Source organism: Serratia sp. P2ACOL2, from assembly GCF_003691565.1.
Lineage (GTDB): Bacteria > Pseudomonadota > Gammaproteobacteria > Enterobacterales > Enterobacteriaceae > Serratia > Serratia liquefaciens.
On the sequence record NZ_CP033162.1, the window covers coordinates 1,417,771 to 1,432,514 of the forward strand.

The following is a 14,744-nucleotide window of genomic DNA, read 5'->3' on the forward strand; positions in this document are numbered from 1 at the left end:
CCTAAAAGATCGGGGAAATATGTACAGCAATTGTTATCGGATCATGAGGTAAATTGGCGTAATTATCGACGATCAAGTCCTAATTTAACTAAAGAAAGTGTTTTAGGACGTGAATGCCATTGTAATCGGCTGGCGGGGCTGGTAACAGCGGTGCCAGGCAGCACCGCCGGGGGGCAGATTTAGAAAGTGATACGACTGACATTTTGGCAACCCAGCGCGGCCAACGTGGCGCGGGTGGCATCCCATTGGGTGAGGATGGCACTGTCGGGCTCGGCCAGCACCGCTCGAACCACTTTTTGGCAGTCGCCGCCGGAGACGTTCATCAGAATCAGTGCGGCCTGCAGCGGTGGCAGGCTGGGGTTGAAGGCTGCGTTTTCCGCATAGCGACCGCTATAAATCGTCCCGTCTTCGGCTTCCAGTGCGACGCCGCTGTGGGCATTGCTGTAGGGCGCGTGACTCTGATTGGCGGCAGCCAACGCGGCCATCTCCAGTTCGTCGGTCAGCGTCAGTTGGAAACCATGATCGACGCGGTCCATCAGCAACGTGGCGATATTCAGGTCTTTCGGGCCGAAGGCATCCGGCAGATAGTCGCCCAGGGTGGCCGGTTCGCGACCGGGCAGACGAATTTTCAGCGTGGTACCACTGTTGAGTTCGTTCATAAACTGACGGCAGTGACCACAAGGCGTGTAATTAACGGTGATGGAGGCTAACGCTGATTCGCCGCGTAGCCAGGCATGAGTCACGGCACACTGCTCTGCATGAATGGTTTGTTGCATCGGCGCGCCGCTGAACTCCATGTTGGCGCCAAAATACAGGTTGCCGCTCTGCCCGCGAGCAATGGCGCCAACATAAAACTGCGAAATCGGCGCTAACGAGCAGGCCGCCGCCAGCGGCAGCAGAGCGAATGCCAGAGCATCATCATCCAGCCCGCAGCGCTGCTTGATAGCATCCACTTGTTCCGCCTTGAGCATGGCCGGAAAATCAGGCGCATCAAAATAAGGCAGCAGGGCGGATTGCAATGTGGCGGGCAGTTCAGCAAAAGCGGTTTGAAAACGCGGGTGCATAGAAACTCTCTCTACAGGTTAACGGGATAACATTCTAGGCAGCCCGGCGCGAATAAAGTGTGATGCAAATCTCTTTATTGATGAAATCAATGCAATGAAAACGATAAATGCGAGATGTATCGCAAGTTTTAGGCCTTAGGCAAACAGGTGCAACAGTACCGGAAACAGAAACGGCGCCAGCAGCGAGGTGATGATGCCGCAGATCACCAGGGCCAGTGAACCAAATGCCCCTTCCTGATAGTCCATTTCCGCACAGCGTGCCGTGCCGAGCGCATGTGACGCGGTCCCCATTGCCAACCCGCGTGCCGAGCGGGTGGTGATTTTCAATACTTTGAACAGCGTATGCCCGAAAACAGCGCCGAGAATACCGACGAAAATCACGCAAACGGCGCTGATTGCCGGAATGCCGCCGAGCGACTCTGCGACCGCCATGGCGATGGGCGTGGTGACCGATTTTGGCATGATGGAAGCGGCAATTTCCGGTGTGGCCCCCATCCATAAAGCGATGGCGCCGCCGCTGATCATCGCGGTGAGGCTGCCGATAAAGCAGACGGCGATAATGGACTTCCAGCGCGCGCGGATCTGATGCAGCTGTTCATACAGCGGATAAGCCAGTGCCACTACGGCCGGTTGCAGCAAGTCATTGAGGATTTTACTGCCCTGAAAATAACGCTCATAAGGAATACCGGTCAGCAACAGCAGGGGAATGATTACCGCCATCGACACCAGCAGTGGGTTCAGCAACGGCATGTTCAGCCATTGCGCCAGTTTGCGCGCTGCAAAATAGATGGCCAGCGTCAGCGGTAATGACCACCAGATTTCATGGATCATTTTTCGCCCTCCGCGGCATCAGGCTTGCCGATGATGCTGCGCTCCCGGTGGAAATAATGTGAGGTGTAGCCGACCACCACCAACACCATCAGGGTGCTGACGATGCAGGACACCACCAGCGGCCCCAGATGCTCGATAATTTGGTCATAGTATTTCATCACTCCCACGCCGATAGGCACGAACAACAGCACCATATAGCGGATCAGCAGGTGGCAACCGGGTTTGACCCATTTGGCCGGCAGAATTTGGGTGGAGAGCAGGGCGAACAGCAACAGCATGCCGATAATGCTGCCCGGAATGGCGATCGGCAGCAGAGCCGCGATGGCATTGCCGGCGAACAGACAAAGGTAGATAAGGACGAATGCCCTCAGGTATTTCCAGCACAGAGTGAGTAGCTTGGCCATAACTTAATCCCGTTTAACCGATGCATTCATCATACAATTAAACTGTGATCTTCGCCACAAATCACACCATGAATTCTCTCTATGGCTACCATGCCGATGGGGCTGGTTGACAACCGCGATGAAAAGGGACGCGGGTTTATTCTGCACTGGCGAAGTTGGCATTCTGTTGTTGCCTCTGCGCCAGGCGATGCCCGAGAAAAAAGAATAGCAGGCTGAGCAGCGCAGCAGCAATCAACATCAGAAACATCATTTGCGGCGCGGCGTAGCTGAGAATAAAACCGCACAGTACCGGATTAATGGCGCCGCCCAGAGCGCTCAGGTTTTGTACGCCGTAATAGCTGCCTTTCAGGTGCTGTGGCGCGATGAAGTCGATAAACATATATTCCACCGGGATCACTATGATTTCGCCCAGGGTGAATATCGCCATGGCAAGGATCCAGAGCCAGAGCGATTGCCCGGCCAGCCAAAAACCGATCAGCCCCAGAATGAAAAATAGCGTGCCCAGCGCCAGCCAGCGCAGCATATTTTCCTGACGCATGCCGCGGCTGAGCAGATACTGCAGGGCGATGACGATACAGGCATTGACGATCATCACCGCCCCAATGACCTGATAAGCGAACTCTGCATTAGAAACGGTGATCAGGTATTGCGATAAATAGCCGGAGAACTGGCCAAAAACCACCGCACCCAGCGTACTGCCAAGGGTAAAGTAAATCAGCCGGCGATCGTTACGCAGGATGGTCAGCGTCTGGCGAAAATTAAGGCGCGCGGCGGGCGTTGCATCCAGCGCGACCGGGGCCGTAGCGGACTGCCTGCGCAGGATGACGTTCAGCGTCGCCACCGTGAATAAAGCCAATCCACCGGAAAGGTAAAACGGCAACAGCGGATCCAGACCTGCCACCAGTACCCCCAACGATGATCCAACCGCCCAGCCGACGTTGACCAGCGTATAGTTTATTGAAAAGGCTTTGATGCGCTGCGCGACCGGCAGCCAGTCGGCAAAGCACGCTTTAATGGTGATGCCCAATACGGAATAGGCGGTATGTAAAATAGCCAAAACCACAACGATACCCCCCGGCCGCGGGATCCACGGGATAGCGAAAAAACTCAGGGCGAACAAAAGAATGGAAATCAGGATCAGCGTGTTTTTGTTGAATTTGTCTACCAGGTAGCCGCCATACAGGCTGGCGAAAATGCCGATCGCCAGGCTGATACCCAGAATGATGCCGACGCTTTTGGGCAGCAGATGAAAATGCCCGGTCAGATAGATAGTAATGAACGGCAGCGTTACGCCGCGGCCAATGGTCAGTACCAGCGAACTGACCAGCAAGGCGTTAATCAGCGGTGGGAATCCCTTCATATCAGACCTGTTTATGCATACAGTGATAAAACCAGTATGGATAACATAGCTCATTTTGGCCGTCTGGGAAGAGGCGATGTAAAAAAAGAGGTTACCTCGGTAACCTCCTGGAGAGGGATTACTTGCCGGTTTTAGCCTGAAGCCTGGCGTATCACTACTGGACTAAGCGCATAAAAAGGGCCGAGCAAGCTCGACCCTTTAGAGGTTGGAAAACCGGTGTTATTTCACCTGCATTCCTGGCTGTGCGCCGCTGTCCGGGCTCAGCAGGAAGATCTCTTTCCCTCCTGGGCCGGCAGCCATCACCATGCCTTCAGAAATCCCGAAGCGCATCTTACGCGGTGCCAGGTTGGCGACCATGATGGTCAGACGGCCTTCAAGCGCTTTCGGATCCGGGTAAGCGGAGCGAATGCCAGAGAAGATCTGACGTGATTCGCCGCCCAGATCCAGCTGCAGCTTCAGCAACTTGTCTGAACCTTCAACAAAGTCGGCGCTCTTGATCAGCGCAATGCGCATATCAACCTTGGCGAAATCGTCAAAGGTGATGGTTTCCTGAATAGGATCGTCCGCCAACGGCCCGCTGACCACTTTCGTTGCCGCCATGTCTTCTTTCGAGGCGCTAACCATTTCATTGACCTTATCCAGGTCGATACGGTTGAACAGCGCCTTGAATGCGTTGACCTGATGCTCCAACAGCGGTTGCTGGATGCTGTCCCAGGTAAGCTCGCAGTTGAGGAAGGCTTCGGTACGTTCGGTCAGTGACGGCAGCACCGGTTTCAGATAGGTCATCAGCACGCGGAACAGGTTGATACCCATGGAACAGATGGCCTGCAGATCGGCATCGCGGCCTTCTTGCTTCGCCACCACCCAAGGAGCCTGTTCGTCCACATAGCGGTTAGCCAAATCTGCCAGCGCCATGATTTCACGGATTGCACGGCCCGACTCACGGCTGGCGTAGGCATCGGCGATGCTTTGCGCTGCGTCAACGAAGGTCTGGTACAGCGCCGGATCGGCCAGCTTGTCGGCCAGTTGGCCACCGAAACGCTTGCTGATAAAGCCGGCGTTGCGCGAAGCCAGGTTGACCACTTTATTGACGATGTCGGCGTTCACCCGCTGCACGAAATCTTCCAGATTCAGGTCGATATCGTCAATGCGTGAAGACAGCTTGGCGGCGTAGTAATAACGCAGGCAGTCGGCATCCAGGTGTTGCAGGTAGGTGCCGGCCTTGATGAAAGTGCCGCGAGATTTGGACATCTTGGCGCCGTTCACCGTCACATAGCCGTGCACGAACAGATTGGTCGGTTTGCGGAAGTTGCTGCCTTCCAGCATCGCCGGCCAGAACAGGCTGTGGAAATAAACGATGTCTTTACCGATAAAGTGATACAGCTCGGTCGTGGAGTCCTTACGCCAGAACTCGTCGAAATCCAGATCGCCGCGCTTGTCGCACAGGTTTTTGAATGAACCCATGTAACCGATAGGCGCATCTAGCCAGACGTAGAAGTATTTGCCCGGCGCGTCCGGGATTTCAAAGCCGAAATACGGCGCATCGCGGGAGATATCCCACTGTTGCAGGCCGGATTCGAACCACTCCTGCATCTTGTTTGCCACCTGTTCTTGCAGCGCGCCGGAACGGGTCCAGGCCTGCAGCATTTCGCTGAACGACGGCAGATCAAAGAAGAAGTGCTCTGAATCACGCAATACCGGCGTTGCCCCGGAAACCACGGATTTCGGCTCGATCAACTCGGTCGGGCTGTAGGTCGCGCCGCAGACTTCGCAGTTGTCGCCGTATTGGTCCGGTGATTTACATTTCGGGCAGGTGCCTTTGACGAAACGGTCGGGCAGGAACATGCCTTTCTCCGGATCGTACAGCTGGGAAATAGTGCGGTTCTTGATAAAGCCGTTTTCTTTCAGGCGGCCGTAAATCAGGCTCGACAGTTCACGGTTTTCATCGCTATGGGTGGAATGATAGTTATCATAGCTGATGCCAAAACCGGCGAAATCCTGTTGGTGCTCCTGGCTCATCTCCGCAATCATTTCTTCCGGCTTGATGCCCAACTGCTGAGCTTTCAGCATGATTGGCGTGCCGTGCGCGTCGTCCGCACAGATGAAATGAACCTCGTTGCCGCGCATTCGTTGGTAACGAACCCAGATATCTGCCTGGATATGCTCGAGCATGTGACCGAGATGGATGGAACCATTTGCGTACGGTAGCGCGCACGTCACCAATAATTTTTTCGCGACTTGAGCCATAGTGAGAACTTGGTTTCTGTAATGAATAAAAAGGGTCTTCGATGTTACCCGATCGCGCCCGCTACGGCTAGGGCGGTTTCTTTGTGCGGACATGCGCCGACCGGCGCTCACTTCTGATATGCTTAGCGGGAAGCTATCCATTCAAAATCAAGGAGCCGGGATGAACGCAAAATCCCCCGAGCAGACCAACCCCGAAGTTCTGCGTGCCCTGGTGACCGGTGTACTGGCCGCCTTTGAACACCCGACGTTAAAAAACAATCTGACTGCGCTGAAGGCAATTCACCACTGCGCGCTGCTGGATAATGTGCTGCATATTGAATTGACCATGCCCTTTGCCTGGCAAAGTGGTTTTGAGGCGCTCAAAGACAGCGTCAGCGCAGAACTGCTGCGCGTGACCGGCGCCGAGGCGATTGACTGGAAACTGAAGCATGATATCACCACGCTGAAACGCGCCAACGATCAGGCCGGCATCAAGGGCGTGCGCAATATTATCGCCATCAGTTCCGGCAAGGGCGGGGTGGGCAAATCCACCACAGCGGTTAACCTGGCGTTAGCGCTGGCGGCAGAAGGCGCCAAGGTCGGTATTTTGGACGCCGACATCTATGGCCCGTCAATTCCGAACATGCTGGGGACCGAAAACGAGCGACCAACCTCGCCGGATGGTCAGCACATGGCGCCGATCGTGGCCCACGGGTTAGCGACCAACTCGATCGGTTATCTGGTGACTGATGACAACGCCATGGTTTGGCGTGGCCCAATGGCCAGCAAGGCGCTGATGCAACTGCTGCAGGACACGCTGTGGCCGGATCTGGACTATTTGGTGCTGGATATGCCGCCGGGCACCGGCGACATCCAGTTGACGCTGTCGCAAAATATTCCGGTCACTGGCGCTCTGGTTGTTACAACACCGCAGGATATTGCGCTGCTCGATGCCGCCAAGGGCATTGTGATGTTTGAAAAAGTGCATGTGCCGGTCTTGGGTATCGTGGAAAACATGAGCGTGCATATTTGCAGCAACTGCGGACATCACGAACCGATCTTCGGTACCGGCGGGGCGGAGAAGCTGGTGAAGAAATACCACAGCCGCCTGTTGGGGCAACTGCCGCTGCACATTTCTCTGCGCGAGGATTTGGATCGCGGTGCGCCAACGGTGATAAGCCGACCGGACAGCGAGTTTGCCGAACTGTATCGCCAACTTGCCGGACGGGTTGCTGCGCAAATGTACTGGCAGGGCGAGGCGATCCCGACGGAAATCTCTTTCCGCGCGCTGTAATCGCCGCAGGCAGGAAAATAAAAACCCCGGCTATCTCCGGGGTTTTTCTTATGGTGCTGTGACGTGTTTGTGCAAATCGGCGCGGGTATAAGGGTGTTCGATGTGCGCGAGGGTTACAGCAATATGTTCCAGCAGGCCTTGCGTGGGCGCCGGTTGTCGATTGCCCATCAGCGCCAGTGGTAAGGCCAGAGCGGCGATAATTCTCGGCCATGAAAGCTGTGGCCGCACCTTACCGCGTTGCAGCAACAGAAATAAGGTACTGGCCAGATAACCAAGCACTAGCCCGCTAACCACTTCCGAAGGTGAATGCACCTGAATGGCCAACCGCGATAGCCCTATGGTGAGTGGCAGGACCAAGCCGAACACTAACGCCATGCTGCGTACGGCATGGGAAAAACGTCCGGTCAGCGTCCAGAGGAATACTGGCCAGATGCTGGCGGCCAGGGCTGAATGACCGCTAAAACCGGTAAAGTCATAACTTTCGATGCCAATCCCCCAGCCCATAAAGGCCAGCTTGGACACGCATACCACAGCGCCGGCGCTGCCGAAGATCAACGCCCATTGCCAGCCGGCGGTTCTGGTGGCACGCGGGACGACCAATACGACAAAGAGAATGAATGAACATGGCAACAGCAACATGCTGTCGCCAAAAAATGTCAGAAAATACCAATCCAGCACGTCAGACTCCGATAAAATACAGCACCCCATGGGTAGGATGATGAGCAAGCAGGGGAGTTTATCTCGTGACGCCCAATTGCCCTAGACGCAATAATCTTAAAACGTTGCAAGCACCGTTGTGGCGAAATAACTGCAGATAGCAACCACCAGCGCCAATATAGTCTGGCGCAATGCCCGCTAACTCCCTATAATTGTCGCGTTTTAGTCCCCCCCTTCACACTACGAAATCAGGTCTTTAATTTTATGACTGACAAGCCGCATCAGTGCGTCATTATTGGTATCGCCGGCGCATCTGCCTCCGGAAAAAGCCTTATCGCCAGTACGTTGTATCGTGAGCTTCGCGATCAGGTTGGCGATGAACATATCGGCGTTATTCCTGAAGACAGTTACTACAAAGACCAGACACACCTGACCATGGAAGAACGGGTCAAAACAAACTATGACCACCCGAGCGCCATGGATCACAATCTGCTGTTCCAGCATCTGCAAATGCTGAAATCGGGCAGGGCGATAGAGTTACCTTTGTATAGCTACACCGAACACACGCGCAAAAAAGAGACTGTTCACCTGGAACCGAAAAAGGTGATTATTTTGGAAGGGATCCTGCTGTTAACGGACATCCGTTTACGTCAGGAAATGAACTTCTCGATCTTTGTCGATACGCCGCTGGATATTTGCTTGATGCGTCGTATGAAGCGCGACGTGAATGAGCGTGGTCGTTCAATGGATTCGGTAATGGCGCAATACCAGAAAACCGTTCGTCCGATGTTCCTGCAGTTTATCGAACCTTCCAAACAATATGCCGACATTATTGTCCCTCGTGGCGGCAAAAACCGCATTGCGATCGATATTCTGAAAGCCAAAATCAGCCAATTCTTTGAATAATGCCGTTCAATGGCCGGAAAACCTGTGTTTCCGGTCAGCGGGCAACTATTTGCGCTGCGGCGTAGACCTTTCGCCCGTTGTGTGGCAATTTTTGTTTTAGTGACACGCCTGATGGAGATAAAGAAATGAGACTGTGCGACCGTGATATAGAAGCCTGGCTGGATTGCGAAAAGCTGGTGATTTCACCGCGTCCGCCGATTGAGCGTATTAACGGGGCCACAGTGGATGTCCGTTTAGGCAATCAGTTCCGCGTGTTTCGCGGCCACACCGCCGCGTTTATCGATCTCAGTGGGCCGAAAGACGAAGTCAGTGCCGCATTGGATCGCGTGATGAGTGATGAAATCGTTCTGCCAGAAGGCGAAGCCTTCTTCCTGCATCCGGGCGAACTGGCGCTGGCGGTGACGCTGGAGTCGGTAACGCTGCCAAACGATCTGGTGGGGTGGCTGGACGGGCGTTCTTCTCTGGCGCGCCTGGGATTAATGGTGCACGTTACCGCACACCGTATCGACCCAGGCTGGCAGGGCCGAATTGTTCTGGAGTTCTATAATTCAGGTAAGCTGCCATTGGCATTACGCCCGGGCATGCTGATTGGCGCGCTGAGTTTTGAACCGCTTTCTGGGCCGGCGGCACGTCCTTACAACAGCCGGCAGGATGCAAAATACCGCGATCAGCAGGGTGCGGTAGCCAGTCGAATCGACAAGGACTAACAGCGCTGGAAGCACTGTCGGTGGGGCGTTGACAAGAGGATGGCATGAGAAGATTACTGACGACTTTGGTGATTTTGCTGGTGGTGCTGGTGGCGGGAATGTCTGCGCTGGTGCTGTTGGTTAATCCGAATGATTTTCGCGCCTATATGGTCACGAAGGTCGAACAAAAGAGCGGTTATCATCTGACGTTGGACGGTGAGCTGCGCTGGCACATCTGGCCACAGCTCAGCATCCTTGCAGGGCGCATGACGTTGACAGCCCCCGGAGCCACTGCGCCGGTGGTGAGCGCCGACAACATGCGGCTGGATGTCAAACTGCTGCCGTTGTTATCGCATCAGCTGTTTGTGAAACAGGTGATGTTGAAAAACGCCGTTATCCGCCTGACGCCCGACAGTGAAGAGCAGACCCAACCTGACGCACCGATCGCCCCCGCGGGCCATTCCGAAGAGTCGGCAGAGGCGCCGTGGAAATTTGATATCGATAATCTTCGCGTGGTGGACAGTCTGCTGATCTGGCAGCGTGCCAACAACGAGCAGATTAACGTTCGCGATATCAACCTCACCCTGCAGCAAAATGCCAAACGCCAGGCGCAAATGGAACTTTCCAGCCGGGTGAACCGCAATCAGCGCGATCTGAGTTTCAGTATGGCGGCGGATATCGATTTGCAGCAATTTCCACGACGCATTGCCGCCAATGTGAGCCAGTTCAGTTATCAACTGGAAGGTGCTGACATTCTGGCCGGCGGTATTAAGGGCGAAGGCAGCGCTCAGGTGGTATATCAGCAAACGCCACAGCAAGTCGCACTAAGCAAGCTTAGCGTTAGCGCAAATGACAGCACGTTCACCGGTGACGCCGACATTAAGTTCGGTGAAATCCCGGCCTACACGCTTAACCTGGCGTCCACTGTGCTTAATTTGGATACATTTACCGGTTGGCAAGCCAGCAGTTCACAAGCTCAGCCATCACAGGTTGTGACCTCAGCACCGGTCATAGCCAGCCAAATGGACGATCCTCAGCACAATCTTGAGGTGCTGCGAGATTTTAATGCTCAACTCAATTTAAGCGTGGTTCAACTGACTTATCGCGGCATGAACATTGCCCATTTGGTGCTGCAAGCGGATAACCGGCAGGGGTTGTTGACATCTCATTCGCTCTCCGGACAGTTGGCTGGCGGTGATTTTGCGTTGCCAGGGACGTTGGACGCACGGGGGAGCCGTCCGGTCATCACGGTGCAGCCGGTTGTGAAACAGGTTGAACTTGGCACCGTTTTGAAAGCGTTCGAGATGCCACAGGTGTTGACCGGCAAATTCAGCATGCAGGGGGATTTAACCGGCGATCGCTTTACCTCACAGTCATTTGAACGACGTTGGCAGGGCACGGCTCAGATGACGATGCAGGACGCGCAGTTGCATGGTCTGAATATTCAACAGTTGATTCAGCAAGCGGTGGCGCGTAACGACAGCAGCGTACGCGGGCAAGACGAATATCAACGTTATACCGAAGTGAAACAACTGTCGGCGAAGGCCAGCCTTAACCGGGGCACGGTAAAAATTACCGAGCTGGGCGCAGATTCCCCATTGTTGAACCTGAGTGGCGGCGGTACCGTGGATATGCCGGGCAAACAGTGCGATATGGCGCTTAATGTCCGGGTAACCGGCGGTTGGCAGGGACGCGACGATCTGATCCAACAACTGCAGAAAACGCCGATCCCACTGCGGGTTTATGGCCCGTGGAACCAGCTTAACTACCAATTGCAGGTCGATCAGATATTGCGTAAAACGCTGCAGGACCGGGCGAAGGACGCGCTGAACAAATGGGCAGAAAAGAACCAGGATTCACGCGAAGGGCAGGATCTGAAAAAGCTGCTCGATAAACTCTAATCTTAACGATGCGGGTCGGTTCTCGGCCCGCATTTTTGATAAACCCCGTAAAGTGTTTCTCCCCCCAATAATTTCCTCCCGTAACATTGACGAACATCATGATGCATTTGACTGAGTTTGTGCAGAGTGTGCGCAGTAAGGCGATTTATACGCTTTGGCATGGTCAATAACGATAATGATAAGTTGAGGGAATATGATAGAGCTTCTGATTGGGGCGGTCGTCGCGGCGGGCGTTGGCCGCTACATCATCAAGGGTTACTCCGCTACCGGAGTGTTGATGGTGGGGGGCTTATTGCTGTTGGCAATCAGCGCCCTGATGGGCAAAAGCCTGTTGCCTGCCAGTGCTGCCACTACCGGGTGGCGTGCGACTGACATCATCGAATACGTCAAAATCTTGCTGATGAGTCGCGGTGGCGATCTTGGCATGATGATTATGATGCTGTGTGGCTTTGCAGCTTATATGACGCACATTGGTGCTAATGATGTCGTCGTAAAGCTGGCCTCACGTCCATTGCAGATGATCAACTCTCCTTATCTTTTAATGGTGGCAGCCTACTTTGTCGCTTGCCTGATGTCACTGGCGGTATCATCCGCTACCGGCCTGGGCGTATTGCTGATGGCAACGCTATTCCCGTTGATGGTTAATGTCGGCATCAGCCGCGGTGCAGCGGCGGCTATCTGCGCTTCGCCTGCGGCGATTATCCTGGCGCCAACCTCCGGTGATGTGGTATTGGCCGCCAAGGCAGCGGAAATGCCGCTGGTCGATTTTGCTTTTAAAACCACTTTGCCCATTTCCATTGCGGCCATTGTCTGCATGGCCATCGCGCATTTCTTCTGGCAACGTTATCTGGACAAAAAGGGCAACGAACAGCATCACATTATGGATGTGAGTGAAATCACTACTCACGCACCGGGGTTCTACGCCGTGCTGCCTTTCACCCCCATCCTCGGGGTGTTGGTATTTGACGGTAAATGGGGGCCGGAACTGCATATCATCACCGTGTTGGTCGGGTGCATGTTACTGGCAGCGGTAATCGAATTCTTGCGCAGTTTTAGCGCCAAACAGGTGTTCACGGGATTGGAGGTTGCTTATCGCGGTATGGCGGATGCTTTTGCCAGCGTCGTGATGCTGTTGGTGGCAGCTGGCGTTTTCGCACAGGGGCTTAGCACCGTCGGATTTATCAGCGGGCTGATCAGTCTGGCGCAGTCGTTCGGTACCGGTGGCATTATCATGATGCTGGTACTGGTGGTGATTACCATGCTGGCAGCCATGACGACCGGTTCGGGGAACGCACCTTTCTATGCTTTCGTTGAGCTCATTCCCAAGTTGGCGGCGCAGATGGGGGTTAATCCGGCTTATCTGGTGATCCCGATGCTGCAGGCTTCAAATCTGGGGCGCACCCTGTCGCCAGTATCTGGCGTGGTGGTTGCGGTGTCCGGTATGGCAAAAATCTCGCCTTTTGAAGTGGTAAAACGCACTTCGGTGCCGGTGATTGTCGGGTTAATCGTGGTGATTGTGGCGACGGAGCTGCTGGTTCCCCAGCATTTATAAAAGGGGCCGGGTCATACCCGGCCAGGCTTTACACCTCGTAGTCCGGCTCGGGCACCGACAGCGGGGTGATTTTCACTTTCAAGATACGGTGGCTGCTGACTTCCAGCGGTTCGAACAGGTAGTCACCGATCCGCAACTGCTCGCCTTCCTGAGGAATACGCTGGCTGTGCTCCATCAACAGGCCGGCCAGCGTGTGATACTCACGCTTTTCTTCCAACGGCAACGGCAGATACAACACCAAATCTTCCAGTGGCATATAGCCGTTGGCGGTCCAACTGCCATCCTCATTTTGCTGGATATCATGCCGGGCATCCACTTCCTCACCGGCTTCCGGCAGGTTACCGGCGATGGTTTCCATCACATCGGTCAGCGTGACGATCCCTTCCACCGAGCCGAACTCATCGACCACAAAGGCAAAATGCGTCTGCGCCTGACGGAATTGTTCCAGCGCGCTCAGCAGGGTTAACTGCTCGGGGAAGATCAGCGGTTGCAGCACCAGCGCGCGTAAATCTAGCGGGGCCTGGGTAAGCTGTTGTTTCAACAAGTCAATGGTGTGAATAACGCCGAGCGGTTCATCACTGGCGCTGTTTTCCACCACCACGATGCGTGTATGCTGATTTTTTTCCAGCAGTTGGGTCAGCTTTTCCTGTGGGTCATTCAGCTCAAGGTATTCCACATCATGGCGGGAAGTCATAATGCTGCTTACCGTACGCTGGGCCATGCCCAACACGCGTTCGATCATATGGCGTTCCTGCTGATTGAAAATCTCGCCGCTCTCACTGTCGCTGTCGGCCAGCAGGTTGGCTGAGTGGCTGTCGACTTCCGCTTCTTCATGTTTGCCGCTCAGCATGCGCAACACGGCCTCTGCCGTCCGTTCGCGCAATGGTCGCACTTTGGAAAGAAAGCGGCGCCGATTGAACTGCGACAGCTGGTTCAACGCTTCGATCATCACCGAGAAGCCAATTGCAGCGTACAAATAGCCTTTTGGAATATGGTAGCCGAAGCCCTCGGCGACCAGGCTAAAGCCGATCATCAGCAAGAAGCTCAGGCACAGGATAACGATTGTCGGGTGGGCGTTGACGAAGCGTGTTAAGGGCTTGCTGGCCAGCAACATCAAGCCGATAGCGATACAAACCGCAATCATCATGACGGCGAGGTGATCAACCATACCGACGGCAGTGATCACCGAGTCGAGCGAGAATACGGCATCCAACACCACGATTTGCGCCACCACCGGCCAGAAACGGGCACCCTTGCGCGAGCCATGTTGCTCTTCATCTTTACCCTCCAGCCGTTCGTTAAGCTCCATCGTGGCTTTGAACAGCAGGAAGATCCCCCCAATCAGCATGATAAGGTCGCGACCGCTAAACGGATGTCCGGCGGCAAAAAACAGCGGTTGGGTCAGCGTAGCCAACCATGAGATGGAGGCCAACAGGGCCAAACGCATCAGCAATGCCAGTAACAGGCCTACGACGCGAGCCTTATCTCTCTGATGTTTAGGTAATTTTTCCGCCAGAATGGCGATAAAGATAAGGTTGTCTATACCCAGAACGATTTCCAGCACGACCAGAGTGGCCAGGCCGGCCCAAATTGTTGGATCCGCGATCCATTCCATACGCCCAATTTCACCTGTAAGTTCGACGGCTTATGCCGCCAGTGAATGATGGGTGTTGCACCGGGAAAATTCAACTTTTAAACCATGGCCTGGAAGGCTAAGGATGCAACATGACGGAAATCACTAAAATAATGCATAAAAAATCACCCCGTTGAAGGGCATTCGGAATGAACTGTGGCGAGAAATAGGTGGTTTTCGGAAAAGAGAGTCCCTGGCCGGAGCATGGCATCAGACGCCTGATGATAAAA

General features: G+C 54.5%; 12 protein-coding genes. 5 read left to right on the plus strand and 7 right to left on the minus strand.

Translation table 11 applies throughout. From position 1 onward, the window contains the following. Positions 1-179: 179 nt before the first annotated feature. The 5 genes from cdd to metG form a co-directional block, all read right to left on the minus strand. Complete coding sequence (cdd, locus tag EBA31_RS06800) at positions 180-1,064, minus strand: cytidine deaminase (protein ID WP_048761681.1); 885 nt, start codon at positions 1,062-1,064, stop codon at positions 180-182. Between the two features lie 135 nt (positions 1,065-1,199). Next, entirely contained in the window at positions 1,200-1,895 is a 696-nt protein-coding gene (locus EBA31_RS06805; RefSeq protein ID WP_020825997.1) for a CidB/LrgB family autolysis modulator, read from the minus strand. Beyond that, positions 1,892-2,299 carry a CidA/LrgA family protein gene (locus EBA31_RS06810; RefSeq protein WP_122077891.1) on the minus strand — a complete coding sequence of 136 codons (408 nt, stop codon included), beginning with the start codon at positions 2,297-2,299 and terminating at the stop codon, positions 1,892-1,894. The genes EBA31_RS06805 and EBA31_RS06810 overlap by 4 nt, the downstream gene beginning before the upstream one ends. A 136-nt stretch (positions 2,300-2,435) precedes the next feature. Further along, entirely contained in the window at positions 2,436-3,659 is a 1,224-nt protein-coding gene (locus tag EBA31_RS06815) for an MFS transporter (RefSeq protein ID WP_122077894.1), read from the minus strand. A gap of 219 nt (positions 3,660-3,878) precedes the next feature. Further along, positions 3,879-5,906: a methionine--tRNA ligase gene (gene metG / locus EBA31_RS06820; RefSeq protein ID WP_122077896.1), complete on the minus strand. Its 2,028-nt coding sequence runs from the start codon at positions 5,904-5,906 to the stop codon at positions 3,879-3,881. A 160-nt stretch (positions 5,907-6,066) separates the two neighbouring features. Between metG and apbC the strand changes: the two genes are divergently transcribed. After that, on the plus strand, positions 6,067-7,179 hold the full coding sequence (gene apbC, locus EBA31_RS06825; RefSeq protein WP_046374069.1) for an iron-sulfur cluster carrier protein ApbC: 1,113 nt from the start codon (positions 6,067-6,069) through the stop codon (positions 7,177-7,179). 48 nt (positions 7,180-7,227) lie between these two features. On the opposite strand, the gene EBA31_RS06830 is transcribed toward apbC, so the two are convergent. Continuing rightward, positions 7,228-7,857: a phosphatase PAP2 family protein gene (locus EBA31_RS06830; protein ID WP_122077898.1), complete on the minus strand. Its 630-nt coding sequence runs from the start codon at positions 7,855-7,857 to the stop codon at positions 7,228-7,230. A 243-nt stretch (positions 7,858-8,100) separates the two neighbouring features. Between EBA31_RS06830 and udk the strand changes: the two genes are divergently transcribed. The 4 genes from udk (at position 8,101) to dcuC (ending at position 12,881) form a co-directional block, all read left to right on the plus strand. Next, the gene (gene udk / locus EBA31_RS06835; protein ID WP_020826003.1) at positions 8,101-8,742 is read left to right on the plus strand and encodes a uridine kinase; all 642 of its coding nucleotides are present in this window, start codon (positions 8,101-8,103) and stop codon (positions 8,740-8,742) included. Between the two features lie 125 nt (positions 8,743-8,867). Continuing rightward, positions 8,868-9,449: a dCTP deaminase gene (dcd, locus tag EBA31_RS06840; protein WP_012006010.1), complete on the plus strand. Its 582-nt coding sequence runs from the start codon at positions 8,868-8,870 to the stop codon at positions 9,447-9,449. Between the two features lie 44 nt (positions 9,450-9,493). Beyond that, a complete protein-coding gene (asmA, locus tag EBA31_RS06845) occupies positions 9,494-11,329 on the plus strand; it encodes an outer membrane assembly protein AsmA (protein WP_122077900.1) in 1,836 nt (611 codons plus the stop codon). A gap of 193 nt (positions 11,330-11,522) precedes the next feature. Further along, a complete protein-coding gene (gene dcuC / locus EBA31_RS06850) occupies positions 11,523-12,881 on the plus strand; it encodes an anaerobic C4-dicarboxylate transporter DcuC (RefSeq protein WP_122077902.1) in 1,359 nt (452 codons plus the stop codon). Between the two features lie 28 nt (positions 12,882-12,909). Here dcuC and EBA31_RS06855 read toward each other — a convergent pair whose 3' ends face one another. Next, positions 12,910-14,496, minus strand: coding sequence for a TerC family protein (locus EBA31_RS06855; protein WP_122077904.1), 1,587 nt, complete (start codon positions 14,494-14,496; stop codon positions 12,910-12,912). Positions 14,497-14,744 lie beyond the last annotated feature (248 nt).

Bases quoted from the DNA above. Each gene is read 5' to 3' on its own strand.
- cdd (WP_048761681.1), bottom strand. From the start codon at position 1,064: ATGCACCCGCGTTTTCAAACCGCTTTTGCTGAACTGCCCGCCACATTG.
- EBA31_RS06805 (WP_020825997.1), bottom strand. From the start codon at position 1,895: ATGATCCATGAAATCTGGTGGTCATTACCGCTGACGCTGGCCATCTAT.
- EBA31_RS06810 (WP_122077891.1), bottom strand. From the start codon at position 2,299: ATGGCCAAGCTACTCACTCTGTGCTGGAAATACCTGAGGGCATTCGTC.
- EBA31_RS06815 (WP_122077894.1), bottom strand. From the start codon at position 3,659: ATGAAGGGATTCCCACCGCTGATTAACGCCTTGCTGGTCAGTTCGCTG.
- metG (WP_122077896.1), bottom strand. From the start codon at position 5,906: ATGGCTCAAGTCGCGAAAAAATTATTGGTGACGTGCGCGCTACCGTAC.
- apbC (WP_046374069.1), top strand. From the start codon at position 6,067: ATGAACGCAAAATCCCCCGAGCAGACCAACCCCGAAGTTCTGCGTGCC.
- udk (WP_020826003.1), top strand. From the start codon at position 8,101: ATGACTGACAAGCCGCATCAGTGCGTCATTATTGGTATCGCCGGCGCA.
- dcd (WP_012006010.1), top strand. From the start codon at position 8,868: ATGAGACTGTGCGACCGTGATATAGAAGCCTGGCTGGATTGCGAAAAG.
- asmA (WP_122077900.1), top strand. From the start codon at position 9,494: ATGAGAAGATTACTGACGACTTTGGTGATTTTGCTGGTGGTGCTGGTG.
- dcuC (WP_122077902.1), top strand. From the start codon at position 11,523: ATGATAGAGCTTCTGATTGGGGCGGTCGTCGCGGCGGGCGTTGGCCGC.
- EBA31_RS06855 (WP_122077904.1), bottom strand. From the start codon at position 14,496: ATGGAATGGATCGCGGATCCAACAATTTGGGCCGGCCTGGCCACTCTG.